The organism is Corynebacterium pacaense (assembly GCF_900169525.1).
Taxonomy (GTDB): Bacteria; Actinomycetota; Actinomycetes; order Mycobacteriales; family Mycobacteriaceae; genus Corynebacterium; species Corynebacterium pacaense.
The window spans coordinates 345,392-371,843 of the sequence record NZ_LT821240.1 but is presented as its reverse complement, the minus strand read 5'-3'; the positions used below and the strand labels follow the sequence as shown (position 1 = coordinate 371,843).

Genomic DNA, 26,452 nt, shown 5'->3' with positions numbered 1-26,452 from the left:
TCAGGAACATCTGATCAGGCACAGTCACACACAGCCGCACCGATCCAATTTGTACGAGGAGCCACAAGCACCATGTTGATTTCCCAGAACTGGGTGACGGAACTGCTCCGCCATTCCAACCCGGATTTCGCCGTCACCTCCCCTGAACTCGACGCGGGATATGTCCGTGTCGGATTCGAGACCGAGGGATACGCACCGATTCCGGAGACCACCGGCCCGCTGGTGATCGGACGGGTGGAGAGCATCGAGGAACTGACCGGATTCAAGAAGCCGATCCGTCACTGCCTGGTCAACGTCGGGCTGGCGAACGGGAGCGGGGAGCCACAGTCGATCGTCTGCGGCGCGCGGAACTTCACGGAGGGCGACACCGTCGTGGTCAGTCTTCCCGGTGCCGTGCTGCCCGGAAACTTCGAGATCGCGGCACGGGAAACCTACGGCAGGATCTCCGCGGGAATGATCTGCTCGGCCGCCGAGCTGGGACTTGCTGATAAGCAGAACTCCGGGATCATCACCCTCGACGCCTCCGCGGGTGAGCCCGGCGATGACGCGCGTGCGGTGCTCGGTCTCGACGATACCGTCTTCGATGTCAACATCACCCCTGACCGTGGCTACGCGCTCTCCGCACGGGGGCTGACCAGGGAGCTCGCCTCGGCCTTCAACCTCAGCTACACCGATCTCGCCTACCACCCGGAGGTTGCCGGTCTCGGGATCTCGGTGCCCCCGGTCTCCGGAAATCTGGTGGATGTGGAGCTGCGCCCGGAGACGAAGGCACGTCGTTTCGGGCTGCGTAAAGTCTCAGGCATTGACCCCAGCGTGGAATCGCCGTTCTGGCTGCAACGCGAACTGATGCTCTCTGGCCAGCGGCCGGTCAACGCCGCCACGGATGTGACCAACTACGTGATGCTTCTGCTCGGCACCCCGATGCATGCCTTCGACGCCGGTGTGATCAGCGGTGGGATCGTCGTGCGCAACGCGCGGGCGGGGGAGAAGCTGACCACCCTGGACCACACCACCCGCACGCTCGACGAGGGCGACGTGGTCATCTGCGATGACAGCGGCATCCAGTCCCTGGCGGGCGTGATGGGCGGATCCACCTCGGAGATCTCGGCGACGACCACCGAGGTCTTCTTCGAGGCGGCAATCTGGGATCCGATCACCGTCGCCCGGACCTCACGCAGGCACAGGCTCAGCTCCGAATCCTCCCGTCGCTTCGAGCGCGGAGTCGATCCGGCCGTGGTGGAGGCGGCCCTCGACATCGCGGCATCGCTTCTTGTCTCCATCGCCGGCGGTGCGGTCGAGGCCGCCCGCACGCTCATCGGCGAAGTCCCGGAGATGCCGGTGATCACCGTGAGGGCAACGCGCCCCTCCGAGCTCGCCGGGGTGGAGTACTCCCGGGAGACAGTGATCTCCCGCCTCCGCGAAGTCGGTTGCACCGTCACCGACGGGGGAGACGTCCTTGAGGTCACCCCGCCGACCTGGCGTCCCGATCTGACCATGGCCGCGGATCTGGTCGAGGAGGTTCTCCGCCTCGAGGGGCTGGAGGACATCCCGACGATCGTGCCCACCGCCCCCGCCGGGCGTGGACTGAACCCGGAGCAGAAGCGCCGTCGGGTGATCGGCCACGCGCTGGCCTACTCCGGCTACGCCGAGATCATCCCCAGTCCCTTCATCGACCCGGAGGTTTTCGATAGCTGGGGTCTCGGGGCCGGGGACCGGCGCCGCGAGGTGGTCACCGTGCTCAATCCCCTCGAGGCCGATCGCAGCGCCCTGGGAACGACTCTGCTGCCCTCGATGCTGGATGCCGTGGTGCGCAACGTCGCCCGCGGGCACAGGGATTTTTCCCTCTTCGGGGTTCAGCAGGTGGCGTTCGGACGCGGCGAGGGAATCTCGCCCATGCCCTCGGTGGCCGAGCGTCCTGGCGTTGAGGTGGTTGATGAGCTCATCGCCTCCCTGCCGGAGCAGCCGCTGCACGTCGCGACGGTGGGTACCGGAAACATCGAGTTCGAGGGCCCCTGGGGTGGGGGTCGCGCATACACCTACTCCGATGCGATCGAATCCGCCCGCACGGTGGCACGGGCGGCGGGCGTGGAACTTGAGCTGCGCAACGCGGAGCACCTGCCGTGGCATCCGGGCCGCTGCGCGGCGCTGCTTGTCGACGGCCGGACCGTGGGACACGCCGGTGAGCTGCACCCCCAGGTTCTGGAGCGGCTCGGGCTGCCGGCGCGCACCTGCGCCATGGAACTTGACGTCACCGCGCTGCCCTTCGATGAGCGCCTGCCAGCCCCGGTGCTCTCCGCCTTCCCGGCACTTCACCAGGACATCGCCCTGGTCGTCGATGAGACGGTGCCCGCGGAGGATGTGCGCATCGTCGTGGAGGAGGGGGCGGGTGAACTGCTCGAGGTTGTCGAACTCTTCGACGTGTACCGTTCCGAGCAGCTCGGTGAGGGCCGGAAGTCCCTCGCCTTCTCCCTGAGGTTCCGGGCACCCGACCGTACCTTGACCGATGAGGAAGCCAATGCGGCCCGCCTCGCGGCCGCGACTCTGGCCGCAGAGAGGCTGGGAGCGGAACTGCGCGCGTAGGGCCACCACCCACCCCCCGAGCATCCCAAGGGTTACTCGGGGGTTTCTCATTGGCCCCGCCGCCATGCCCCGGGGCACCGGGAACATGTGACCACGCAGTGGCAGTTTATGAATAATTTGCAGTTTCATGCATAACTGGTATTGTTCTGGGAATGACGATCAAGGTTGCAATCGCAGGAGCCAGTGGATACGCCGGTGGAGAGATCATTCGACTGCTTCTCGGACACCCGGCTTATGCAGCGGGGGAGCTCGAGATCGGGGCGCTGACCGCATCGTCGACCGTGGGGTCGACCCTGGGTGAACTCATGCCGCACCTGCCCCAGCTGGCCGACCGCGTCATCGAGGACACCAACATTGAGGTCCTCGAGGGCCATGACGTGGTGTTCCTCGGACTCCCGCACGGATTCTCGGCGGAGATCGGCAGGCAGCTCGGCCCGGATGTCACCGTGATCGACTGCGCAGCCGACTTCCGCCTGCAGGATCCCGCGGACTGGGAGAAGTTCTACGGATCCCCGCACGCGGGAACCTGGCCCTACGGAATCCCGGAGATGCCCGGCCACCGCGAGCAGCTGACAGGGGCGAAACGTGTCGCCGTCCCGGGGTGTTTTCCCACCGGCGCCACCCTCGCCCTGCTTCCCGCGGTCCTGGTGGGCCTGGTCGAGCCGGATGTTTCGGTGGTTTCGATCACCGGCGTTTCCGGCGGCGGCAAGAAGGCGTCGGTCGGAATGCTCGGCGCGGAGACGATGGGCTCTCTCAAGGCCTACAACACCGCCGGTAGGCACCGCCACACCCCCGAAATCGCCCAGAACCTCGGGGAGGTCAGCGGTACGCCGGTCACCGTCAGCTTCACGCCGGTCCTGGCACCGCTGCCACGGGGAATCCTGACCACCGCGACCGCGCCCCTCGCCGGCGATGTCAGTGCACAGCGGGCACGGGAGGTCTACGCGGACTTCTACGCCGAGGAACCCTTCGTCCATCTTCTGCCCGAGGGACAGCAGCCGCAGACCAAGTCCGTGCTCGGTTCCAACATGTGCCATGTCCAGGTGGAGGTGGATCCGCTGGCGGGCAAGCTCCTGGTGACCTCGGCCATTGACAACCTGACCAAGGGCACGGCCGGCGCGGCGGTGCAGTGCATGAACCTGGCAGTCGGTTTCAATGAGACGGCGGGGCTGCCACTGGCAGGCGTCGCACCCTAGAGCAGTTCCCAACCACACTGAGAAGGAGTTTTTCGATGGCCGATACCGGCATCACAGCGCCCGCGGGATTCACAGCCTCTGCGACCACGGCGGGCATCAAACCCTCCGGCAGACCGGACATGGCACTGGTGGTCAACCAGGGCCCGGAGTTCACTGCGGCGGGTGTGTTCACCCGCAACCGGGTGTTCGCGGCACCGGTGAAGGTCAGCAGGGAACACATCGGTGACGGACGGCTGCGGGCGGTGCTCTACAACGCCGGAAACGCCAACGCCTGCAACGGTCTCCGCGGGGAGGTCGACGCCCGGGATTCCGCATCCCGACTGGCGGGCAATCTCGGCATCGCAGCCGCGGACATCGGCATCTGTTCCACCGGACTCATTGGCGAACCACTGCCGATGGATAAGGTGAATTCCGGTATCGATGCACTGAGCGCTCCCGGGGCTCTGGGGGACAACGCAGCCGCGGCGGCCCATGCGATCATGACCACGGACACCGTGGCCAAGGAAACTGTTGTCCACGCAGACGGTTGGACGCTCGGGGGAATGGGCAAGGGCGTCGGCATGATGGCACCCTCGCTGGCCACCATGCTGGTCTGCCTGACCACCGATGCCGCGGTGACGGCCGAGATGGCGGAGAAGGCCCTGCGGAAGGCGAGCGCCGTGACCTTTGACACCCTCGACATCGACGGTTCGACCTCGACCAATGACACCGTCTTCCTCCTCGCCTCCGGAGCATCAGGGATCACACCGGAGCAGGATGAACTCAATGACGCGGTCTACGCAGCCTGCTCCGATCTGGCCGCCCAGATGCAGGCGGATGCCGAGGGTGTGACCAAGCGCGTGTCCATCACGGTGCGCGGCACCACCGACGACGCCCAGGCGATCAGTGCCGCCAGGACCATCGGCAGGGACAACCTCTTCAAGTGTGCGATGTTCGGCTCCGACCCGAACTGGGGGAGGGTGCTCGCGGCGGTCGGCATGGCCGATGCGGACATGGACCCGGAGAGGATCTCGGTTTTCTTCAACGATCAGGCCGTGTGCCTTGACTCCGCCGGGACCCCCGGGGCCAGGGACGTCGATCTCAGTGGCGAGGACATCGAGGTGCTGGTCGATCTTGGCACCGGCGGTCCCGGCATGGGCACGGTGCGTACCACCGACCTCAGCTATGCCTATGTGGAGATCAACTCCGCCTACAGCACCTAAGGAGCCCCCGGGCACGCCGGTGGGCGTGCGAGGTGGGGCGTCGACAAGCAGTTAGGGAACACCGATGAATGAACTGATCAAGAACCTCGGCTCGGAGGTGCGGGCGAACGTGCTCGCCGAGGCCCTGCCGTGGCTGCAGCACTTCCGCGACAAGATCGTGGTGGTCAAGTACGGCGGAAACGCCATGATCGACGAGGACCTCAAGGCGGCCTTCGCCGCCGACATGGTTTTTCTCCGCACCGTCGGGGCGAAGCCTGTGGTGGTCCACGGAGGTGGGCCGCAGATATCCGAGATGCTCAGAAGGGTCGGCCTCGAGGGTGAGTTCAAGGGCGGTTTCCGGGTGACCACACCCGAGGTGATGGACATTGTCCGCATGGTGCTCTTCGGTCAGGTCGGTCGCGACCTGGTCGGTCTGATCAACACCCACGGTCCCTACGCGGTCGGTGCCTCCGGCGAGGATGCGGGGCTGTTCACGGCCAGGAAACGTATGGTGGACATCGATGGTGTGGCCACCGACATCGGCCTGGTCGGTGATATCGTCCACGTCGACGCCGGCTCACTGATGGACCTCATCGATGCGGGCAGGATCCCCGTGGTGTCCGGCATCGCCCCGGGCGAGGATGGCCAGATCTACAACATCAATGCCGACACCGCCGCGGGGGCGCTCGCCGCCGCCATCGGTGCGGAGAGGCTGCTCGTGCTCACCAACGTCGAGGGACTGTACACCGACTGGCCCGACAGGGGATCACTCGTCTCCAAGATCAAGGTGTCCGAACTGAACGCCCTGATGCCCAGGCTCGACTCCGGAATGATCCCGAAGATGGAGGCCTGCCTCGCCGCGGTCCGCGGGGGAGTCAGTGCCGCCCACGTCATCGACGGACGCATCGAGCACTCGGTGCTCCTGGAACTGCTGACCATGGGCGGTATCGGAACGATGGTGCTCCCCGATGTCTACGATCGCGGGGACTACCCGGAGGGCACCGTATTCAGAAAAGACGAACAGGACGGAACACTGTGAACGTGAAGAACCTCAGCACCGTGGACAATACGCTGGAATCCTGGCCACGGGTCATTCTCAACACCTATGGCACCCCACCGGTCGAACTCGTTTCGGGCAAGGGTGCCACCGTCACCGATGAGCTCGGTCGCGTCCACATCGATCTGCTTGCGGGAATCGCGGTCAACGCCCTCGGACACGCCCACCCGGCGATCATCGAGGCGGTGACCAACCAGCTCGGCCAGCTGGGGCACGTGTCCAATCTCTTCGCCTCCCGTCCGGTTGTCGAGGTCGCGGCAGAGCTGGTCTCCCGCTTCTCGCGTGGCGACGCCGACCTGGCAGCGGCGACGCAGGTCTTCTTCTGCAATTCCGGAACCGAGGCCAACGAGGCTGCATTTAAGCTTGCACGCTTGACTGGCAGGACACGGGTTCTCGCCGCGTTCCATGGATTCCACGGTCGTACCATGGGTGCTCTCGCAATGACGGGCCAACCGGACAAGCGCGCCCCCTTCGCCCCCATGCCCGCGGGGGTCGAGTTCTACCCCTACGGCGACCTGGAATACCTCAGGCGACTGATCGAGATGGATCCGAAGGACACAGCCGCGATCATCCTCGAACCGATTCAGGGCGAGACCGGTGTGGTGCCGGCCCCGTGGGGCTTCCTCCGGGGCGTGCGCGAACTCTGTGATGAGTACGGACTCCTGTTCATCATCGATGAGGTGCAGACGGGTATCGGCCGGACGGGCGACTTCTTCGCCCACCAGCACGACGGCGTGATCCCCGATGTGGTCACCATGGCCAAGGGCCTCGGTGGCGGGCTACCCATCGGTGCCTGCCTGGCCACCGGGGAGGCCGCACGCCTTTTCACCCCGGGAAAGCACGGGACCACTTTCGGTGGCAACCCGATCGCCTGTGCCGCCGCCCGCGCCGTCCTGTCCGTGGTCGATGATCACTTCTGCGCCGAGGTCACACGCAAGGGCGAACTGTTTACCTCCGAGCTGCTCGAGCTCGAGGGTGTGGAGTCGGTCCGGGGGCGCGGACTGATGCTCGGTGTCGTCCTCGAACGGCCGGTGGCCAAACAGGCCGTCTCGGCCGGTTTCGATTTCGGCCTCATTCTCAATGCGCCAGCGGAGAACATCCTGCGGCTCACCCCACCGCTTGTGATAACCGACGAGGAAATCTCGGCCGCCGTCACCGCGCTTCGCGCACTGCTCAACTCTCTCCAGGAAAGGTCCCCAGAACATGATCTCTGAACTCGACGTCCGGCATTTCCTCGCCGATGATGATCTCACCCCGGAGGAGCAGGCGGAGGTGCTCACCCTGGCCGCATCGCTGAAGAGCGCACCCCTGTCGCGTCGCCCGCTGGAGGGGCCCTTGAGTGTGGCCGTCCTCTTTGACAAGACCTCCACCAGGACCCGCTTCTCCTTCGATGCGGGCATCGCTCAGCTCGGCGGTCACGCGATCGTGGTCAATTCCGGTCAATCCCAGATGGGTAAGGGCGAGACACTCCAGGACACCGCGGCGGTATTGTCCCGGTACGTCGAGGCGATCGTGTGGCGTACCTACGACCACGAGAACTTCCACCGGATGGCCGAGACCGCCACCGTGCCCCTGGTCAACGCCCTCTCCGATGACCTCCACCCCTGTCAGATTCTCGCCGACCTGCAGACCGTGGTGGAAAACCGCTGCCCGGAGGAGGGTCCCGCGGGACTCAGGGGCCTCAAGGCCGTCTATCTCGGTGACGGTGACAACAACATGGCCAACTCCTACATGCTGGGCTTCGCCACCGCGGGAATGGATATCTCGATCATCGCCCCGGCACAGTTCCAGCCGAAGCAGGTCTTCGTCGACCGTGCCCTGGAGCGGGCCGCGGAAACCGGAGCACTCGTGGTGGTCACCGATGACCTCGGGGAGGTCTCGGGGGCGGATGTTGTGATCACCGACACCTGGGTGTCGATGGGAATGGAAAACGACGGGGTGGATCGCAGCACCGTCTTCGTGGACTACCGCGTCGATGACGCGGTCATGGCCAGGGCGAAGGAGGACGCCATCTTCCTCCACTGCCTGCCCGCCTACCGTGGCAGCGAGGTTTCGGCCTCGGTCATCGACGGTCCGGCCTCCAGGGTCTTCGATGAGGCCGAGAACCGACTCCACGCCCAGAAGGCGCTACTGGTGTGGCTGCTGGAGAATCAGCCGAAGCGATGAGCCCCGATCCAGCTCCCGTAACCCGCACGGCCCGTCAGGCGCTGATCGTGCAGATTCTGGATAGGCAGCGGGTGACCAGCCAGGTGCAGTTGTCCGAACTCCTTTTGGATGAGGGCATCGACATCACCCAGGCCACGCTGTCGAGGGACCTCGATGAACTCGGGGCGAGAAAGGTCCGCCATGACAGCGGCAGGGCCTTCTACGCCATCGGTCCGGTGGACAACACCGTCCCCGAGGATCTCCGCGGCCCCCAGGAGAAACTGCGCCGGATGCTAGATGAACTGCTGGTCTCCACCGATCACTCGGGCAATATCGCCATGCTCCGCACCCCTCCCGGAGCCGCCCAGTATCTGGCCAGCTTCATCGACCGCGTCGGTCTCAGGGAGGTGGTCGGGACGATCGCCGGTGATGACACCGTCTTCGTCCTGGCCCGTGATCCGTTGAGCGGCCGGGAACTGGGGGAACTGCTGGGGAGGCGTATCCCACCGAACCGGCCTGAAGGTAAGCTGTAGCGCGGGAACCTCCGGACTCGTGCGGTGCAGTGCACATTCCGGACGCGGTGAGGCGAAGAGTGGTTTCTTCACACACTGTCAGAGAACAATGAACACCAATTGAAATAGGAGAACCGAACAATCATGAGCAATCGTGTCGTACTCGCATATTCCGGCGGTCTGGACACCTCCGTGGCCATTCCCTACCTGTCCAAGATGACCGGAGGTGAGGTGGTTGCCGTGTCCCTCGATCTCGGACAGGGCGGTGAGGACATGGAATCGGTCCGTCAGCGTGCTCTCGACTGTGGTGCGGTGGAATCCATCGTCGTCGATGCCAAAGACGAGTTCGCCAACGACTACTGCCTGCCGACGATCAAGGCCAACGGCATGTACATGAAGCAGTACCCGCTGGTCTCCGCGATCTCACGCCCCCTGATTGTCAAGCATCTGGTGCAGGCGGCCAAGGAACACGGCGGTACCCACGTCGCCCACGGCTGCACCGGCAAGGGCAACGACCAGGTCCGCTTCGAGGTCGGTTTCATGGATCTGGATCCCAACCTGGAGATCATCGCCCCCGCCCGCGACTACGCCTGGACCCGTGACAAGGCCATCGCCTTCGCCGAGGAGATCAACCTCCCTATTGAGCAGTCCACCAAGTCGCCGTTCTCCATTGACCAGAACGTCTGGGGCCGCGCCATCGAGACCGGGTTCCTCGAGGATCTGTGGAACCCGCCGACCAAGGACCTCTACGCCTACACCGAGGACCCCGCTCTGGGTAACGCTCCGGATGAGCTGATCATCTCCTTCGAGGGTGGAAAGCCCGTCGCCATCGACGGTCGCCCCGTCACCGTCCTGGAGGCCATCGAGGAGCTCAACCGTCGTGGCGGGGCACAGGGCGTGGGCCGGCTGGACATGGTCGAGGACCGCCTGGTGGGCATCAAGTCCCGCGAGATCTACGAGGCACCCGGCGCACTGGTTCTGATCACCGCCCACGAGGCACTCGAGGACGTCACCGTCGAGCGTGAACTTGCGCGCTACAAGCGCGGCATCGATGCCCGCTGGTCCGAGGAGGTCTACGACGGTCTCTGGTTCGGCCCGCTCAAGCGTTCCCTCGACGCCTTCATCGACTCGACCCAGGAGCATGTCTCCGGTGACATCCGGGTCGTGCTGCACGCAGGAAACATCACGGTCAACGGCCGCCGTAGCGCATCCTCGCTCTACGATTTCAACCTCGCCACCTATGACACCGGCGACACCTTCGACCAGACCCTGGCCAAGGGTTTCGTCCAGCTGCACGGGTTGTCCTCGAAGATCGCCAACCGTCGCGACCGCGAGGCCGGCGCCGAATAGTTGATCCGATCGTCCCAGAAGCACCGACACCAACAGGAGAGGAATTTTCGCGTGGAGAAACATGGAACCAATGAGGGCGCACTGTGGGGCGGCCGTTTCGCGGGTGGGCCCTCGGAGGCCATGTTCGCCCTGAGCGTGTCCACCCACTTCGACTGGGTCCTCGCACCCTACGATGTCCTGGCCTCCAAGGCGCACGCGAAGGTTCTGCATTCCGCTGGTCTGCTGTCCGATGAGGACCTGGCGACCATGCTCAGCGGACTCGATCAGCTGGGTCGTGACGTCGCGGACGGTTCCTTCCTCCCGCTGCCCTCCGATGAGGACGTCCATGGCGCGATGGAACGCGGATTGATCGAGCGCGTCGGTCCCGAGGTCGGTGGGCGGCTCCGTGCGGGACGCTCACGCAACGACCAGGTGGCCACCCTCTTCCGCATGTGGGTCCGCGACGCGGTCCGGGGCATCGCGGTGGGCACCACGGAGCTTGTCGACGCCCTGGTGGCACAGGCCGCGGCCCACCCGGAGGCCATCATGCCCGGAAAGACCCACTTCCAGGCAGCTCAGCCGGTGCTGCTCGCACATCAGCTGCTCGCTCACGCACAGCCACTGCTGCGCGACATCGAGCGCATCCGCGACCTGGACAAGCGGCTGGCCGTCTCACCCTACGGATCGGGCGCCCTCGCCGGAAGCTCACTGAAACTCAACCCGGAAGCCATCGCGGAGGAGCTCGGCTTCGACTCCGCGGCGGAGAACTCCATCGACGCCACGAGTTCCAGGGACTTCGCCTCGGAGACGGCTTTCGTTCTCGCCCAGACCGCGGTGGACATGTCGCGTCTCGCCGAGGAGATCATCGCCTGGTGCACCCCGGAATTCGGCTATGTCACGTTGTCGGATTCCTGGTCGACCGGCAGCTCGATCATGCCGCAGAAGAAGAACCCCGATGTGGCGGAGCTGACCAGGGGCAAGTCAGGCCGACTGATCGGAAACCTGACGGGTCTGCTGGCCACGCTCAAGGCCCAGCCGCTGGCCTACAACCGTGATCTGCAGGAGGACAAGGAGCCCATCGTCGATTCGGTGGCACAGCTCAATCTCCTTCTGCCGGCGATGACGGGTCTGGTCTCCACCCTGACCTTCAACACGGAACGGATGCGGCAGCTCGCACCGGCCGGTTTCACCCTGGCCACCGATCTCGCCGAGTGGATGGTGCGGCAGGGCGTCCCGTTCCGGGAGGCACATGAGGCCTCTGGTGCCTGTGTCCGTATCGCCGAGGGCAGGGGAGTGGATCTGGTCGATCTCACCGACGAGGAGCTCGCGGGGGTCGATCCGCGGTTGACCCCGGAGGTCCGCGAGGTCCTCACCATAGACGGTGCGGTCGCCTCCCGTTCCACTCTCGGCGGGACGGCCGGGGTGCGGGTCGCAGAGCAGCGGGAGAGGGTCTCGGCCACCAGTGCCCGCCTCCGTGAATGGGCACGCACCCCGGTGCGTTAGTTTTCTGCTGTTGCAGGGGGCCAGGACCCCGTTTATCATCAGGCCATGAATGGCACCCCTTCGTCGCATCAGCAATCCCGGGGCAGGGGTGTCTCCGTGGTCGTCGGCATCATCCTGCTGATCGTCGCGGTGCTCGCGGTGCTGGTTGGCAGGGGAATGCTCAGCATTCCAGGGATCAACGGAGATAACGGCGGGGAACTGACCACCATCAGCGCGGTCATCGGTTCGGAGAAGCGGGAGTTCTTCGAGGACCCGGAGGTGCAGCGGGTTTTTGGCGACCACGGGTACACCATCAGGGTCGATACCGCCGGTTCGAGAAGAATCGCGACCGACGTCGATCTGTCCGCCTATGACCTCGCCTTCCCATCCTCGGCCCCGGCGGCGCAGAAGATCATGGCCGGAACCTCCACCACGGGCCGCTTCACCCCCTTCCATTCCCCGATCGCGGTGGCGACCTTCGAACCCATCATGGGGCTGCTGGCCGAGCACGGCGTCGCCTCCAGGCAGGACGGGCACTGGATCATCAACATGGCGGCATTCCTGGAGCTGGCATCCTCGGGACAGCGCTGGCGTGACCTGGGTGAGGGTTTCGCCTCGCCCCGGGTGGTCCAGTTCTCCTCCACGGATGTCCGCAGCTCCAATTCCGCAGCCATGTATCTGTCGATCCTTGCCTGGGTGGCCAACAACGCCTCGGTGGTGACCAATCAGTCGGAGGTCAACTCCGTGGTCGCCAGGGTCAGCCCGCTCTTTCTCGGGCAGGGGTACACCGAATCCAGTTCAGCGGGCCCCTTCGCCGACTATCTCTCCCAGGGAATGGGGGCGAAGCCGATGGTGATGGTGTACGAGGCGCAGTATCTCGCGGAGCAGAACAAGCCGGACTCACGGATCCGCGGGGACATGGTTCTCGCCTATCCCGATCCGACGGTGCTGAGCAACCACACCGTCGTCTCGCTGAGCACACAGGGTGCGGAGATCGGCCGCCTCCTGGTCGAGGATCCCGAACTCCAGCGTCTGGCCGCCGAGCACGGATTCCGCCCGCAGAACTCGGCCCTGTTTGAACAGGCGATGGGACCACTGAATGTTCCCTCCTACCTCAACTCGGTCGATCCGCCCGATTTCGACGTGCTTGAGGAGCTCATCGAGGGCGTCTCCGCACAGTACAATTCACCGCCGCCACCGGAGGAGACGCAACAGTGAGCACAATGATGAGGGTTGTCCGGCGCCTGTTCGCCCCGATCGCCGCAGCTCTGCTGCTCGGCGGGTGTGCTTCGGACGGTGCGTCGAGAAGCGATGATAACGCACCCACCGGGGCACTTCGCATCGTCGCCGCAACTGAACTGCAGGATCTGCAGCCCGCGATCGACCGTGCAGGCGCGGATCTCGGCTTCGCCATCGAGATGGAGTTTCCCGGGGGAACCCTGGAGAACAGTCAGCATCTCAAGGACGGCGACTACGATTCGGCCTTCGATGCGACCTGGTTTGCCACGAATCGCTACGTTGATCTGCTCGGGGCGACGGGCAGGCTCGGGGAGGCCACTAAGGTCGCGACCTCGCCGGTGGCTTTCGGGGTCAAGCGCCAGAAGGCACGCGAGCTGGGCTGGGAGCAGAAGCAGCCGACCTGGTCGGAGATCGGAACAGCCGCCGCCAGCGGCCAGCTGACCTTCGGTATGACCGACCCCGGTTCCTCGAACTCCGGATTCTCCGCCCTGGTGTCGGTGGCCACGGCCTATGCCGATACCGGCCGGGCGCTGCAGGTGGGCGAGGTGGCGGAGGTGGCCCCGCAGGTCCGGGAGTTCCTTTCCGGACAGACCCTGACCTCCGGTTCATCCGGCTGGTTGAAGGACACCTTCCTGCAGAACCCCGACCGCGCGGATGCGATTGTCAACTATGAATCAGTGTTGCACTCCATGGTCCGGGACGACGGCGCCGACATTGAGGTTGTGGTGCCCGCCGACGGCGTGGTCAGCGCGGACTACCCGCTGTCGACGTTGAGCACCGCCGATTCCGCCGCGGCGGAGAAGGTTGCGGCCCTGACCAGATGGCTGCAGGAGAATCCACAGGAGCTGACCGACACCTCCAGGCGCCCGGGTGGCGACGCCACCCTGCCCGCGGAGCTGAGCCGACAGTTGATCATTGAATCCCCGTTCCCCGGGGACATCACCGTGACCAACGCCCTGATCGACGCATACAACAACGACCTCCGCGTACCCGGGGCGACGACCTTCGTCCTCGATGTGTCGGGATCCATGGAGGGGCAGCGCCTCGACTCCCTCAAATCGACCATGTCCTCACTGATCAGCGGTCAGTCCGCGACGGTGACGGGAAACGTCTCCCTGCGCGAGCGGGAATCGGTGACATTGATCCCCTTCAATTTCACACCCACCGACGTCGTGCACGCGGACATCGACCAGGTGGGCGGACCCGCCCGCCACAGCCTGGCCACCTTCGTCGACGGCTTCACCGCGGCCGGCGGCACCGGGCTTTACGACGCCCTGGCCACCGCATTCGAGGACACCGAAACGGGGGCCGAGGGACGCATACCCTCAATCGTGCTGATGACCGACGGTGAATGGACCTCGGGGATGAGCCCTGAGCAGTTCCGGGTCTTCCATGACTCGCTGCCCGCGGAGAAGAAACAGATTCCGGTGTTTGTCATTCTCTATGGCGAAGCCAGTGTAGCCGAAATGGACGAACTGGCCGGCCTCACCGGTGGCCGCACCTTCGACGCACTTCAAGGGGACCTCGATGCCGCATTCAAGGAGATCCGTGCCTACCAGTAACTTCTTCTCCTCACCCCGCAACATCGTCGGCATGGTGCTGGCGATACTGGTGATAGTGGCGCACCTCGCCCTCGGGCTCGGCACCTTCTGGTCGGTGGTGGCGATCGCCGGTTACGGAATCGGCGTCGCCCTGACGCCGGGACGCAGGTCCGCGGCCCTCCCGTCCACCGATCGACCCGCGCTCGATGGACCCACCGACCTCGCGGTCCAGCTGCGCAGGAACGCACTGAGGCTGCGGTCGGCCAACCTTCCCGACGGGGTACGAACCTCCATGGGGCGCCTCGAGAACTCACTTGAAACCGTCCTCGGTGACTGGGACGACCTGGTCGATTACCCGGAACACCAGGTGACCATCCGCAGCATCATCGGAGACTACATCCCGGCACTGTCCTCGGCGTATCTCGATGTACCGGACATCGCGCACCCGAGGGCGGTCCGGGACATCATCTCTTCCCTCGACCTCCTGGCGGACGAGACCGCGAGGATCCATGCGGCGGTGCTGGAGGACAACCTCAACAGACTGGAGGATCAGTCCCGTGTCCTCCGCATGCAGTTCGGGCAGCTCCCGCACCCCGATTCAGATCAAGGTTGAGCGAATAGGGGCGGGCCGGGGCAAGTAACATGTACGGCATGAGTCTTGATCCGAAGCTTCTTGATGTCCTTGCCTGCCCCAAAGACAAGGGCCCACTGCGATATCTGGAGCAGGAGCAGCTCCTTGTCAACGAGCGCCTCGGTCTGGCCTACCGCATCGATGACGGGATTCCCGTCCTGCTCATCGACGAGGCCACCGAGTGGACCCCATCCGCCGAAGAACCGATCAAGAAAGTATCTCATCCATGAGCACCAACATCATTGACGAGCTGTCCTGGCGTGGACTGATCAACCAGTCCACCGATCTGGAGGCGCTGCGCGAGGCGACCCGGGAACCCATCACCCTCTACTGCGGATTCGACCCCACCGGCCCCTCCCTGCACGCGGGGCACCTGGTCCCCCTGCTCATGCTCAGGCGGTTCCAGCGGGCCGGTCACAACCCCCTGGTCCTGGCGGGAGGTGCCACGGGCATGATCGGTGATCCGCGCGATGTCGGCGAGCGCACCATGAACTCCGAGGACACCGTCGCCGAGTGGGCAGATCGGATCTCCGGTCAGCTTTCCCGATTTGTGGACTTCGAGGGTGAGCACGCGGCACGGCTGGTCAACAACGCCGAGTGGACCAATGGAATGTCGGTGGTGACCTTCCTGCGGGATGTGGGCAAGCACTTTTCGCTGAACACCATGCTCGCCCGCGACACGGTCAAACGCCGCCTCGAGACCGACGGCATCTCCTACACCGAGTTCTCCTACATGCTTCTTCAGGCAAATGACTACGTCGAGCTCAACCGGCGCTACGGGTGTTCGCTCCAGGTCGGCGGCGGGGACCAGTGGGGCAACATCGTCTCCGGAGTCGACCTGAACCGCCGAGTTCTCGGAACCGGCGTGCACGGCATCACCGTCCCCCTGGTCACCGATTCGGAAGGCAAGAAGTTCGGAAAATCCACCGGTGGCGGAAGCCTCTGGCTCGACCCGGAGATGACAAGCCCCTACGCCTGGTACCAGTACTTCATCAACGCCGCCGACGCGGATGTCATCCGTTACCTCCGCTGGTTCACCTTCCTGGACAAGCAGGAGCTGGCCGAACTCGAGATCGAGGTGGCGGAGCGGCCCTTCAGGCGGGAGGCCCAGCGCAGGCTCGCCCGCGAGATGACCAACCTGGTCCACGGGGTGGAGGCGACCTCCTCCGTCGAGCTCGCGGCGCAGGCACTGTTCGGGCGCGCCGAACTCGGGGACCTGGATGAACCGACGCTGGCGGCATCCCTGTCCGAAACCGAGGTCGCCGTCATCGAACCGGGTGAGCCGAGGACGATCACCGATCTCCTTGTGGCAAGTTCACTCGTGGACTCACGGGGAGCGGCGCGACGCGCCATCAAGGAGGGTGGGGCATATGTGAACAATCAGCGCATCGAGTCCGAGGAGTGGGAGCCCTCGGCGCAGGACCTGCTCCACGGCAGGTGGCTCGTACTGCGAAAGGGCAAGAAGAACTTCGCAGGTGTGCAGATTGCGTCATAGTCCCACCTGAGTACCGGGCCGGTGCCGGCTCTCCCCGAAACGGGAGCGCCAGCACCGGCCCGACGCATATGCCCCATCAAAATGGCCTCTACCTGCAGACTTGTGACGCCGGACGGCTGTGTGTAAATTAATCGAAGTCGCCGAGAGAGCAGACATCCTCCCCAGGGAGAATGGATAGCCGATCAACGTGACGCGGAGATTAAATCCAAGTTGACTTAGAATTTCTAAGATGATAACCTGAATCTCCAGCTGCTGAGGAGCGGGAATCGAAGAAATGGTTCCCAGAAGCTTCGGTATGCGTGTTGTTTGAGAACTCAATAGTGTGCCATTTATTTTTTTCTTTTGTCGCTTTTGGTGCCCGCTGTTGTGGTGGGTGCCGGGTGGTCATGCCGGGTGTGGGGGTTGCATGAATGTCCCTGCACTGTAAATTGTTGCCTGTTGCTGGTTGCCCGCTTGGTGTGGGTGGTTGGTGGTGGGAATTGTTTGTGCATGATTGATGGCGATGTTTTCATCATGGCCCTTTTTTTGCCCCGTCTGGGTGGGTTGTGGTGGTTGTTTTTTGATCATTTATTTTTGGTTGACAGCCAGTCGGCATTTATGGTCATCTGCGTTTGTGTGGGTGGTTGTGGGTGTTGGTTTTGTTGTTGGCTGGGTTATCGGGCTTTTCACGGCCGTGATATTTTTTCATTTTGTGGAGAGTTTGATCCTGGCTCAGGACGAACGCTGGCGGCGTGCTTAACACATGCAAGTCGAACGATGATGCCCTGCTTGCAGGGTGGATTAGTGGCGAACGGGTGAGTAACACGTGGGTGATCTGCCCCGCACTTCGGGATAAGCCTGGGAAACTGGGTCTAATACCGGATAGGACCGCACTGTTGGGGTGTGGTGGAAAGATTTTTCGGTGTGGGATGAGCCTGCGGCCTATCAGCTTGTTGGTGGGGTAATGGCCTACCAAGGCGTCGACGGGTAGCCGGCCTGAGAGGGTGTACGGCCACATTGGGACTGAGATACGGCCCAGACTCCTACGGGAGGCAGCAGTGGGGAATATTGCACAATGGGCGCAAGCCTGATGCAGCGACGCCGCGTGGGGGATGACGGCCTTCGGGTTGTAAACTCCTTTCGCCAGGGACGAAGCTTTTGTGACGGTACCTGGAGAAGAAGCACCGGCTAACTACGTGCCAGCAGCCGCGGTAATACGTAGGGTGCGAGCGTTGTCCGGAATTACTGGGCGTAAAGAGCTCGTAGGTGGTTTGTCGCGTCGTCTGTGAAATCCCGGGGCTTAACTCCGGGCGTGCAGGCGATACGGGCATAACTTGAGTGCTGTAGGGGAGACTGGAATTCCTGGTGTAGCGGTGAAATGCGCAGATATCAGGAGGAACACCAATGGCGAAGGCAGGTCTCTGGGCAGTAACTGACGCTGAGGAGCGAAAGCATGGGTAGCGAACAGGATTAGATACCCTGGTAGTCCATGCCGTAAACGGTGGGCGCTAGGTGTAGGGGTCTTCCACGACTTCTGTGCCGCAGCTAACGCATTAAGCGCCCCGCCTGGGGAGTACGGCCGCAAGGCTAAAACTCAAAGGAATTGACGGGGGCCCGCACAAGCGGCGGAGCATGTGGATTAATTCGATGCAACGCGAAGAACCTTACCTGGGCTTGACATACACCAGATCGGGCTAGAGATAGTCCTTCCCTTGTGGTTGGTGTACAGGTGGTGCATGGTTGTCGTCAGCTCGTGTCGTGAGATGTTGGGTTAAGTCCCGCAACGAGCGCAACCCTTGTCTTATGTTGCCATCACGTGATGGTGGGCACTCATGAGAGACTGCCGGGGTTAACTCGGAGGAAGGTGGGGATGACGTCAAATCATCATGCCCCTTATGCCCAGGGCTTCACACATGCTACAATGGTCGGTACAGCGAGTTGCCACACCGTGAGGTGGAGCTAATCTCTTAAAGCCGGCCTCAGTTCGGATTGGGGTCTGCAACTCGACCCCATGAAGTCGGAGTCGCTAGTAATCGCAGATCAGCAACGCTGCGGTGAATACGTTCCCGGGCCTTGTACACACCGCCCGTCACGTCATGAAAGTTGGTAACACCCGAAGCCAGTGGCCCAACCCTTGTGGGGGGAGCTGTCGAAGGTGGGATCGGCGATTGGGACGAAGTCGTAACAAGGTAGCCGTACCGGAAGGTGCGGCTGGATCACCTCCTTTCTAAGGAGCTTTATTTTTGTGCTGTGCCCGTGGTGCCACCGGTTGGTGGTGTGGGTGCGGTGTCGGTGTTGGAACCCGGATGTGGTTGCCATCGGCGTGTTATTAATCGGGTGGAGATGATCATCTGTGTGGTGGCGGAAGAGAAATGTTGGTAGGTGGCATGCTGTTGGGTGTCTGGGATGACATGTGTGTTGTGTTGTTTCCTGTGGGCATCGATGTCTGTTGCGCTTGTTCCCTTGTTGTGGGGTGGGTGTGGTGGTGTTGGTGTTGTGTTGTGTGAGAACTGTATAGTGGACGCGAGCATCTTTATTTTTTTGTAAGTTTTGTGTATCCGAACGCGCATCGTGCCTTTTGCCGGTTCGTCCTTGTGGCGGGTTGGTGGGTGGTGTGGTGTGGTGTTGTTTGTTTTTAAGGGCACACGGTGGATGCCTTGGCATGTCGAGCCGATGAAGGACGTGAGAGGCTGCGTTATGCCTCGGGGAGTTGCCAACTGAGCGTTGATCCGAGGATGTCCGAATGGGGAAACCCGGCCGCAGTGATGTGTGGTCACCTGCCGGTGAATATATAGCCGGTGTGGGGGTGAACACGGGGAAGTGAAACATCTCAGTACCCGTAGGAGAAGAAAACAATTGTGATTCCGTTAGTAGTGGCGAGCGAACGTGGATGATGGCTAAAACCCATGTGTGTGATACCCGGCAGGGGTTGCATGTGGGTGGTTGTGGGGCTAGTGCGTGTCCGGTCTGCCGGCCGGTGGCATCGGTTGTGGTTGTTAGTGGAAGTGGTGTGGAAACGCCTGCCGTAGAAGGTGAGAGTCCTGTACGCGAAGATGACCATGGTGGTGTTGTGTTAGTACCCGAGTAGCAGCGGGCTCGTGAAATCTGCTGTGAATCTGCCGGGACCACTCGGTAAGCCTGAATACTTGATATGACCGATAGCGGATTAGTACCGTGAGGGAATGGTGAAAAGTACCCCGGGAGGGGAGTGAAATAGTACCTGAAACCGTGTGCTTACAAACTGTCAGAGCATCCTTTGTGGTGTGATGGCGTGCCTTTTGAAGAATGAGCCTGCGAGTCAGCGGCATGTCGCGAGGTTAACCAGTGTTGGGTAGCCGTAGGGAAACCGAATCCTAACGAGGGTGTGTTAGTGGCATGTCTTGGACCCGAAGCGGGGTGATCTACCCATGGCCAGTGTGAAGCGATGGTAAGACGTCGTGGAGGCGCGAACCCACTTAGGTTGAAAACTGAGGGGATGAGTTGTGGGTAGGGGTGAAAGGCCAATCAAACTCCGTGATAGCTGGTTCTCCCCGAAATGCATTTAGGTGCAGCGTTGTGTGTTTCTTGCCGGAGGTAGAGCTACTGGATGGTTTAGCGGGACTAAAATCTTAGCGACATCAGCCAAACTCCGAATGCCGGTAAGTGAGAGCATGGCAGTGAGACTGCGGGGGATAAGCTTCGTAGTCGAGAGGGAAACAGCCCAGATCGCCGGCTAAGGCCCCTAAGGGTGTGCTAAGTGGAAAAGGATGTGCAGTCGCGAAAACAGCCAGGAGGTTGGCTTAGAAGCAGCCATCCTTGAAAGAGTGCGTAATAGCTCACTGGTCGAGTGATTGTGCGCCGACAATGTAGTGGGGCTTAAGTACACCGCCGAAGCCGCGGCAATGCATCCTTGTGGGTGTGTTGGGTAGGGGAGCGTCGTGTACGCGGTGAAGCAGCCTGGTGACGGTGTTGTGGAGTGTGCGCGAGTGAGAATGCAGGCATGAGTAACGAATGATGAGTGGGAAACTCATCCGCCGGATGACTAAGGGTTCCTGGGTCAAGTTAATCTTCCCAGGGTGAGTCGGGGCCTAAGGCGAGGCCGACAGGCGTAGTCGATGGATAACGGGTTGATATTCCCGTACCCGAATGTGGGCGCCCATGGTGAATCAGTGATACTAACCATCTATGCCCGCTGTTGTGTGTGTCTTTGATGCATGTGGTGGTGTGGTGTGCGTGGGACCTGATCTGGTAGTAGCTAAGTGATGGGGTGACGCAGTGAGGTAGCCAGGCCACTTATTGGATTGTGGTGTAAGCGTGTGGGACGATGGGTAGGTCAAATCCGCCTGTCATGTGTCTGAGGCGTGATGCGTAGCCCTGTGTGGGTGATGTTGGTGATCCTGTACTGTCGAGAAAAGCCTCTAGCGATGTCCATGTTTGGCCCGTACCCTAAACCGACACAGGTAGTCAGGTAGAGAATACTAAGGCGTTCGGGTGAACTGTGGTTAAGGAACTCGGCAAAATGCCCCCGTAACTTCGGGAGAAGGGGGGCCATGGTTGGTGAACACCGTGCGGTGGGAGCTGATTGTGGTCGCAGAGAATAGAGGGAAGCGACTGTTTACTAAAAACACAGGTCCGTGCGAAGACGTTTAAGTTGATGTATACGGACTGACGCCTGCCCGGTGCTGGAAGGTTAAGAGGACCGGTTAGTCACGTTGGTGGCGAAGCTGAGAATTTAAGCCCCAGTAAACGGCGGTGGTAACTATAACCATCCTAAGGTAGCGAAATTCCTTGTCGGGTAAGTTCCGACCTGCACGAATGGCGTAACGACTTCCCTGCTGTCTCAACCACAGGCCCGGTGAAATTGCAGTACGAGTAAAGATGCTCGTTACGCGCGGCAGGACGAAAAGACCCCGGGACCTTCACTATAGCTTGGTATTGGTGTTTGATTCGGTTTGTGTAGGATAGGTGGGAGACGTTGATCATGTGACGCTAGTTGTGTGTGAGTCGTTGGTGAAATACCACTCTGATCGGATTGGATACCTTAACCTTGGCCCATGATCTGGGTTGGGGACAGTGCCTGGTGGGTAGTTTAACTGGGGCGGTTGCCTCCCAAAATGTAACGGAGGCGCCCAAAGGTTTCCTCAGCTTGGTTGGTAATCAGGTGGTGAGTGTAAGTGCACAAGGGAGCTTGACTGTGAGAGTGACAGCTCGAGCAGGGTCGAAAGACGGGACTAGTGATCCGGCACCTACTTGTGGTTGTGGTGTCGCTCAACGGATAAAAGGTACCCCGGGGATAACAGGCTGATCTTCCCCAAGAGTCCATATCGACGGGATGGTTTGGCACCTCGATGTCGGCTCGTCGCATCCTGGGGCTGGAGTAGGTCCCAAGGGTTGGGCTGTTCGCCCATTAAAGCGGCACGCGAGCTGGGTTTAGAACGTCGTGAGACAGTTCGGTCTCTATCCGCCGCGCGCGTTGAAACTTGAAGAAGGCTGTCCCTAGTACGAGAGGACCGGGACGGACGTACCTCTGGTGTGCCAGTTGTTCCGCCAGGAGCAGGGCTGGTTGGCTACGTACGGGAGGGATAACCGCTGAAAGCATCTAAGCGGGAAGCCTGTTTTGAGATGAGGTTTCTTTTGAGGTTCCCTGGAGATGACGGGGTTGATAGGCCAGATCTGGTAGCACTGTGAGGTGTGGAGGTGACTGGTACTAATTATCCAATTTTAAACAACTGTTGGTTTGTGTGCATTAAGCGTGTTTACTTAAGAATTGTTGTGTTTGCGTCCACTATGCAGTGTCTGGCATGACACACGACCCGCCTACCATGTTGTGTGGTGGTGTGTGGTTGCCGTTGTGGTTGTGTCGGTGGTGATAGTAGCAGGGAAACGCCCGGTCCCTTTCCGAACCCGGAAGCTAAGCCTGGTTACGCTGATGGTACTGCACTCGGGAGGGTGTGGGAGAGTAGGTTACCGCCGACCTAAAACTTAAAAAGATTGTTAAAGCAGAAGTAGTGTGTGGGAGAGTGTGATCTGGTGGTGGGAGTGTGTTCCTTCTGCTGGGTGGCACTCTCTTTCCGCATGTCCGCACCCCTTCCGACCCTTCCACCCTTGAACCAGAGGAATACTGATGGCTGATCCCTACGAGCGCCCACGCGACAATGACCGTCAGGGCAACCGCGACTCCCGCGGAGGGCACCGCGGTGCGAACGGTGGTGACCGCCGTTCCTCCGGTTCCGGAGCCTCCCGCCAGGGGCGTGGGCGCCCCGAACGCGATGACAGGGGAGGGGACCGCAGGGGCAATGCGCCCCGCAGGGATCATGGCGGTGCGCCCCGGGGTCACGCCAACCGTGCCGGTCGAGATGCCGAGGAGCGTGACCGTCTGCACCCGCAGCGTTCCGGTTTCCGCGAGGAACGAATCCACGCCCGCGAGAACGAGCCCGATCTGCCCGGCGACATTGACATCAAGGATCTGGACACCATTGTCCTCCAGGACCTCAGGGTGCTCTCCAGGGACAACGCCGAGGCGGTGGCCAAGCACATGATCATGTCCGCGACGCTGCTGGCCGATGACCCGCAGCTCGCGCTGCGCCACGCCCGTGCCGCGAAGGACCGTGCCGGCCGGATCTCCGTGGTGCGTGAAACCTGCGGTATCGCCGCGTACAACGCCGGGGAATGGAAAGAGGCGCTCTCGGAGCTGCGCGCCGCCCGCCGGATGTCGGGTGGACCCGGGCTCATCGCGGTCATGGCCGATTGTGAGCGCGGCCTGGGCAGGCCCGAAAAGGCCATCGAGCTCGGCCGTACGGAGGATCTCAGCGAGGTCGATGCCGAGACGAGGATCGAACTGGCGATCGTCGTCGCCGGCGCAAGGCACGATCTCGGGCAGCATGATGCCGCGGTCATCGAGCTGCAGCGCGTCAAGCCCTCCCTGACCTCGACCGGCCCGAGCGCCGCGCGGCTGACCTACGCCTACGCCGACGCGCTCGTCCAGGCGAAGCGCGGTGATGAGGCCCGTGCGTGGTTCCAGCATGCGGCCGACATCGATGACGAGGGATTGCTCGACGCCGAGGAGCGTATCGAGCAACTGGGCCAGTCGAACAACTAGACTCAAGCTACATGAGCCTCATCACGGATTATGACAGCCTCCTCTTCGATCTTGACGGCACCGTCTATCGGGGAGGTGATGCCATTCCCGGCGCAGTGGAGGCGATCACCTCCAGCGGCCTGCCGGCGCTCTATGTCACCAACAACGCCTCCCGTGCCCCGGAGGTCGTCGCGGACCAGCTGCGCGGCATCGGCCTCAGTGGTGTGACCCCCACCGATGTCATGACCTCCGCACAGGCGGCAGTCACGCTGGCCGCCGCCGAGATAGACCCGGGTTCCAGGGTGTACATCCTGGGTACCCGCGCGTTCCGGGATCTCGCCACCGCCGCCGGTTTCATCGTCGTGGATTCCGCCGATGACGAGCCGGTCGCGGTGCTGCAGGGGCACAATCCGGAGACCGGTTGGCGGCAGCTGAGCGAGGCCGCGCTGGCGATTCAACGCGGAGCCCGGTACTTCGTCTCCAACCTTGACACCACCCTTCCCATGGAGCGTGGCCTGCTGGTGGGCAACGGTTCCATGGTCGCGGCCGTGGTCAGCGCCACCGGAGTGACCCCGAAGTCGGCGGGTAAGCCGGGCCCCGCGATGTTCCACCAGGCGGCGAAACTCCTCGGGGCCAGGAAGCCGCTAGCCGTGGGGGACCGTCTGGATACCGACATCGCGGGAGGGAATTCCGCCGGGATGGACACCCTGCAGGTTCTCACCGGGGTCAGCGGTCACCATGACCTGGTCTATGCGGTCCCGGAACAGCGTCCGACTTTCATCGCCGATTCCCTGTCCTCGCTCAATGACAGTGCGGCCGTGCTGCGCCCCGGCGCACAGGGCGGGTTCACCGCGCGGCTGCACGGGGACACCCTGATCATCGAGGGGGGTCGGCCGGACTCCACGCCCGTCCAGGCACTGCGGACGGCGGTGGAGATCTCCTGGAGCCCCGGTTCGGTGGTCAGCGGCGTCCGGGCCGTTTCGGACGTCGCAAAGCAGGTGCTCGATCAATGGTGGTAGCCCCCACTCCCCGGGACCCGGGCGCCCCGACCGTCTCGGCAGAGGACGTCGAGCGGCGGGTCAACGAGGTCCTCGCGCGGTCCGCGGACAGCCTGCGCGACGAGGCCGAGAATCTAGAGGCGGCCTACCGCATCCTCAATGACGCACTGCAGTAGAAGGAACGTATGTGATGGTGGCACGAAGAAGACTCGACGCTGAGCTGGTGCGCAGGAGGATCGCACGGTCCCGTGAGCAGGCGGTGGAGCTCATCCGCGGTCGCCGGGTGTTTGTCGGCGGCATGCTCGCACTGAAACCGGCGACGGTGGTCGAGCCCGAGGTCTCCATTCGTGTCGAGGAGTCCGGTCTCGAGGACTGGGCGTCCAGGGGCGCGCACAAACTGATCGGGGCGCTCGAGGCCTTCGAACCCCACGGTCTCTCGGTGGCGGGCCGCCGGGTGCTCGACGCCGGGGCGTCGACGGGTGGCTTCACCGACGTGCTGCTGCGTCGCGGTGCCGCGGAGGTGGTTGCGGTCGATGTCGGTTACGGTCAGCTCATCTGGCGCCTGCAGAACGACGAACGCGTGCGGGTGGTCGACCGGACCAATATCCGCTACCTGACCCTGGAGGATACCGGAGGGCCCTGCGACATGATGGTCGGCGATCTCTCCTTCATCTCCCTGCGACTGACCCTTCCCGCGATCGCACGGGTGCTTGTCGACGGCGCTTCCCTGGTCCCCATGGTCAAACCGCAGTTCGAGGTGGGCAAGGACCGCCTCGGCACCGGCGGCGTGGTGCGCTCGGCGGCCCTGCGGGCCGAGGTCACCCGTGAGGTTGCGGAATTCGCCGCGTCACTCGGACTGAGCCTGCGCCAGGTGGTGGCCTCACCGCTGCCCGGGCCATCGGGCAACGTAGAATACTTTCTGTGGCTGATCAAGGACGGCGGCGCCTCCATGCCGAACCCGGATCACCTGGATCAGATGATCGCCACAGCAGTGGAGGAAGGACCACACCCATGACCTCATCTCCAGCCGGGGAACGCGTCGTTCTGCTGGTGCCGCACACCGGCCGCAAATCAAACATTGAATCTGCGGCACTGGCCGCCCATCAGCTCGAGGCCGCCGGGATCACGGTTCGGGTCCTGGTCGGTCAGGATGATGATCCGCTGAGCAACCATCCCGTGCTCGGCACATTCGAGCATGTCCTGCACTCCCGCGAGGCGGCCATCGGAGCGGAACTCGTCCTCGTGCTCGGCGGCGACGGAACCTTCCTCCGTGCGGCGGATCTCGCGCACGCCGTCGATCTTCCGGTGCTGGGCATCAACCTCGGCCACGTCGGGTTCCTCGCGGAATGGGAGCATGATTCCCTGGAGGAGGCCATCCGACGGGTGATCGACCGCGACTACCGGGTCGAGGACCGCATGACCGTCGATGTCGTCGTCCGCGACTCCGGCCTCGAGACGATAGGCACCGGCTGGGCGCTCAATGAGGTGAGCGTGGAGAACCTCAACCGGCGCGGCGTCCTCGACGCCACCCTCGAGGTCGATGCGCGACCCGTCGCCTCCTTCGGCTGCGACGGGGTCCTGATCTCCACCCCCACGGGCTCCACGGCCTACGCCTTCTCCGCAGGGGGCCCGGTGCTGTGGCCGGAACTCGATGCGATCCTGGTGGTTCCGAACAACGCCCATGCTCTGTTCACCAAACCGCTGGTCGTCTCACCGAGATCCACCGTCGCCGTGGAATCCAATTCCGACACCTCTCCCGCTCTGGCGGTCATGGACGGTTTCCGGCCGATCCCCGTGCCACCGGGTTCGCGCGTCGAGGTGGTCCGCGGTGCCCGCCCGGTGCGGTGGGTCCGACTGGATTCCTCACCTTTCACGGACCGCCTCGTGACCAAACTGCGGCTGCCGGTGGTGGGTTGGCGGGGTCCGACCCCGAAGGAGCCCCTCGAGGAGCCCGCGGAGCAGCCACCGCTGACCGCGGTTGACCGTGAGACCCGGGACTTCGACGGCGGCCCGACCCGGTAGGTCGGACA

General features: G+C 63.0%; 18 protein-coding genes, 3 rRNA genes and 1 pseudogene. All 22 read left to right on the top strand.

Annotation, left to right across the window (positions count from 1 at the left end; all coding sequences use genetic code 11):
- The first annotated feature begins 72 nt into the window (after window positions 1-72).
- The 22 genes and pseudogenes from pheT to B7E02_RS08740 all read left to right on the top strand — a co-directional run bounded on the left by pheT (window position 73) and on the right by B7E02_RS08740 (window position 26,444).
- Complete coding sequence (gene pheT, locus B7E02_RS08840; RefSeq protein WP_080795091.1) at window positions 73-2,580, top strand: phenylalanine--tRNA ligase subunit beta; 2,508 nt, start codon at window positions 73-75, stop codon at window positions 2,578-2,580.
- Window positions 2,581-2,732: 152 nt separating this feature from the next.
- On the top strand, window positions 2,733-3,776 hold the full coding sequence (gene argC / locus B7E02_RS08835; RefSeq protein WP_080795088.1) for an N-acetyl-gamma-glutamyl-phosphate reductase: 1,044 nt from the start codon (window positions 2,733-2,735) through the stop codon (window positions 3,774-3,776).
- Between the two features lie 35 nt (window positions 3,777-3,811).
- Complete coding sequence (argJ, locus tag B7E02_RS08830; RefSeq protein ID WP_080795086.1) at window positions 3,812-4,978, top strand: bifunctional glutamate N-acetyltransferase/amino-acid acetyltransferase ArgJ; 1,167 nt, start codon at window positions 3,812-3,814, stop codon at window positions 4,976-4,978.
- A gap of 64 nt (window positions 4,979-5,042) precedes the next feature.
- Window positions 5,043-5,996 (top strand): acetylglutamate kinase, encoded by a 954-nt coding sequence (argB, locus tag B7E02_RS08825; RefSeq protein ID WP_080795084.1) that lies wholly within the window; start codon window positions 5,043-5,045, stop codon window positions 5,994-5,996.
- 2 nt (window positions 5,997-5,998) lie between these two features.
- Window positions 5,999-7,228 (top strand): acetylornithine transaminase, encoded by a 1,230-nt coding sequence (locus B7E02_RS08820; RefSeq protein WP_080796868.1) that lies wholly within the window; start codon window positions 5,999-6,001, stop codon window positions 7,226-7,228.
- Complete coding sequence (argF, locus tag B7E02_RS08815) at window positions 7,218-8,180, top strand: ornithine carbamoyltransferase (protein WP_080795082.1); 963 nt, start codon at window positions 7,218-7,220, stop codon at window positions 8,178-8,180. The genes B7E02_RS08820 and argF overlap by 11 nt, the downstream gene beginning before the upstream one ends.
- A complete protein-coding gene (locus B7E02_RS08810) occupies window positions 8,177-8,692 on the top strand; it encodes an arginine repressor (protein ID WP_080795080.1) in 516 nt (171 codons plus the stop codon). Before argF ends, B7E02_RS08810 begins: the two co-directional genes overlap by 4 nt.
- Before the next feature lie 123 nt (window positions 8,693-8,815).
- Complete coding sequence (locus tag B7E02_RS08805) at window positions 8,816-10,021, top strand: argininosuccinate synthase (protein WP_080795078.1); 1,206 nt, start codon at window positions 8,816-8,818, stop codon at window positions 10,019-10,021.
- A 51-nt stretch (window positions 10,022-10,072) separates the two neighbouring features.
- Entirely contained in the window at window positions 10,073-11,503 is a 1,431-nt protein-coding gene (argH, locus tag B7E02_RS08800; protein WP_080795077.1) for an argininosuccinate lyase, read from the top strand.
- 45 nt (window positions 11,504-11,548) lie between these two features.
- Window positions 11,549-12,700 carry a hypothetical protein gene (locus B7E02_RS08795; RefSeq protein WP_080795075.1) on the top strand — a complete coding sequence of 384 codons (1,152 nt, stop codon included), beginning with the start codon at window positions 11,549-11,551 and terminating at the stop codon, window positions 12,698-12,700.
- Window positions 12,701-12,705: 5 nt separating this feature from the next.
- Window positions 12,706-14,283: a vWA domain-containing protein gene (locus tag B7E02_RS08790; RefSeq protein WP_080795074.1), complete on the top strand. Its 1,578-nt coding sequence runs from the start codon at window positions 12,706-12,708 to the stop codon at window positions 14,281-14,283.
- On the top strand, window positions 14,270-14,875 hold the full coding sequence (locus B7E02_RS08785) for a hypothetical protein (protein ID WP_245802234.1): 606 nt from the start codon (window positions 14,270-14,272) through the stop codon (window positions 14,873-14,875). The genes B7E02_RS08790 and B7E02_RS08785 overlap by 14 nt, the downstream gene beginning before the upstream one ends.
- 38 nt (window positions 14,876-14,913) lie before the next feature.
- A complete protein-coding gene (locus tag B7E02_RS08780) occupies window positions 14,914-15,123 on the top strand; it encodes a Trm112 family protein (RefSeq protein WP_080796866.1) in 210 nt (69 codons plus the stop codon).
- The gene (gene tyrS, locus B7E02_RS08775; RefSeq protein WP_080795072.1) at window positions 15,120-16,388 is read left to right on the top strand and encodes a tyrosine--tRNA ligase; all 1,269 of its coding nucleotides are present in this window, start codon (window positions 15,120-15,122) and stop codon (window positions 16,386-16,388) included. Before B7E02_RS08780 ends, tyrS begins: the two co-directional genes overlap by 4 nt.
- Before the next feature lie 688 nt (window positions 16,389-17,076).
- Window positions 17,077-18,594: ribosomal RNA gene (locus B7E02_RS08770) — 16S ribosomal RNA — on the top strand.
- Window positions 18,595-18,992: 398 nt separating this feature from the next.
- A 23S ribosomal RNA gene (locus B7E02_RS08765) occupies window positions 18,993-22,077 on the top strand.
- Between the two features lie 128 nt (window positions 22,078-22,205).
- Window positions 22,206-22,322 (top strand): 5S ribosomal RNA (rrf, locus tag B7E02_RS08760).
- The 16S, 23S and 5S rRNA genes sit together here, the layout of an rRNA operon.
- Window positions 22,323-22,458: 136 nt before the next feature.
- Window positions 22,459-23,445, top strand: a pseudogene (locus tag B7E02_RS08755) (tetratricopeptide repeat protein); the annotation flags it as partial.
- Window positions 23,446-23,456: 11 nt separating this feature from the next.
- Window positions 23,457-24,443 (top strand): HAD-IIA family hydrolase, encoded by a 987-nt coding sequence (locus tag B7E02_RS08750; RefSeq protein WP_080795070.1) that lies wholly within the window; start codon window positions 23,457-23,459, stop codon window positions 24,441-24,443.
- Entirely contained in the window at window positions 24,434-24,598 is a 165-nt protein-coding gene (locus B7E02_RS14385; RefSeq protein ID WP_179129689.1) for a hypothetical protein, read from the top strand. Before B7E02_RS08750 ends, B7E02_RS14385 begins: the two co-directional genes overlap by 10 nt.
- Before the next feature lie 14 nt (window positions 24,599-24,612).
- Entirely contained in the window at window positions 24,613-25,437 is an 825-nt protein-coding gene (locus B7E02_RS08745) for a TlyA family RNA methyltransferase (protein ID WP_080795068.1), read from the top strand.
- On the top strand, window positions 25,434-26,444 hold the full coding sequence (locus tag B7E02_RS08740) for an NAD kinase (RefSeq protein WP_080795065.1): 1,011 nt from the start codon (window positions 25,434-25,436) through the stop codon (window positions 26,442-26,444). Before B7E02_RS08745 ends, B7E02_RS08740 begins: the two co-directional genes overlap by 4 nt.
- The last annotated feature ends 8 nt before the right edge of the window (window positions 26,445-26,452 follow it).

Bases quoted from the DNA above. Each gene is read 5' to 3' on its own strand.
- pheT (WP_080795091.1), top strand. From the start codon at position 73: ATGTTGATTTCCCAGAACTGGGTGACGGAACTGCTCCGCCATTCCAAC.
- argC (WP_080795088.1), top strand. From the start codon at position 2,733: ATGACGATCAAGGTTGCAATCGCAGGAGCCAGTGGATACGCCGGTGGA.
- argJ (WP_080795086.1), top strand. From the start codon at position 3,812: ATGGCCGATACCGGCATCACAGCGCCCGCGGGATTCACAGCCTCTGCG.
- argB (WP_080795084.1), top strand. From the start codon at position 5,043: ATGAATGAACTGATCAAGAACCTCGGCTCGGAGGTGCGGGCGAACGTG.
- argF (WP_080795082.1), top strand. From the start codon at position 7,218: ATGATCTCTGAACTCGACGTCCGGCATTTCCTCGCCGATGATGATCTC.
- B7E02_RS08810 (WP_080795080.1), top strand. From the start codon at position 8,177: ATGAGCCCCGATCCAGCTCCCGTAACCCGCACGGCCCGTCAGGCGCTG.
- B7E02_RS08805 (WP_080795078.1), top strand. From the start codon at position 8,816: ATGAGCAATCGTGTCGTACTCGCATATTCCGGCGGTCTGGACACCTCC.
- B7E02_RS08795 (WP_080795075.1), top strand. From the start codon at position 11,549: ATGAATGGCACCCCTTCGTCGCATCAGCAATCCCGGGGCAGGGGTGTC.
- B7E02_RS08790 (WP_080795074.1), top strand. From the start codon at position 12,706: ATGATGAGGGTTGTCCGGCGCCTGTTCGCCCCGATCGCCGCAGCTCTG.
- B7E02_RS08780 (WP_080796866.1), top strand. From the start codon at position 14,914: ATGAGTCTTGATCCGAAGCTTCTTGATGTCCTTGCCTGCCCCAAAGAC.
- tyrS (WP_080795072.1), top strand. From the start codon at position 15,120: ATGAGCACCAACATCATTGACGAGCTGTCCTGGCGTGGACTGATCAAC.
- B7E02_RS08750 (WP_080795070.1), top strand. From the start codon at position 23,457: ATGAGCCTCATCACGGATTATGACAGCCTCCTCTTCGATCTTGACGGC.
- B7E02_RS14385 (WP_179129689.1), top strand. From the start codon at position 24,434: ATGGTGGTAGCCCCCACTCCCCGGGACCCGGGCGCCCCGACCGTCTCG.
- B7E02_RS08745 (WP_080795068.1), top strand. From the start codon at position 24,613: ATGGTGGCACGAAGAAGACTCGACGCTGAGCTGGTGCGCAGGAGGATC.
- B7E02_RS08740 (WP_080795065.1), top strand. From the start codon at position 25,434: ATGACCTCATCTCCAGCCGGGGAACGCGTCGTTCTGCTGGTGCCGCAC.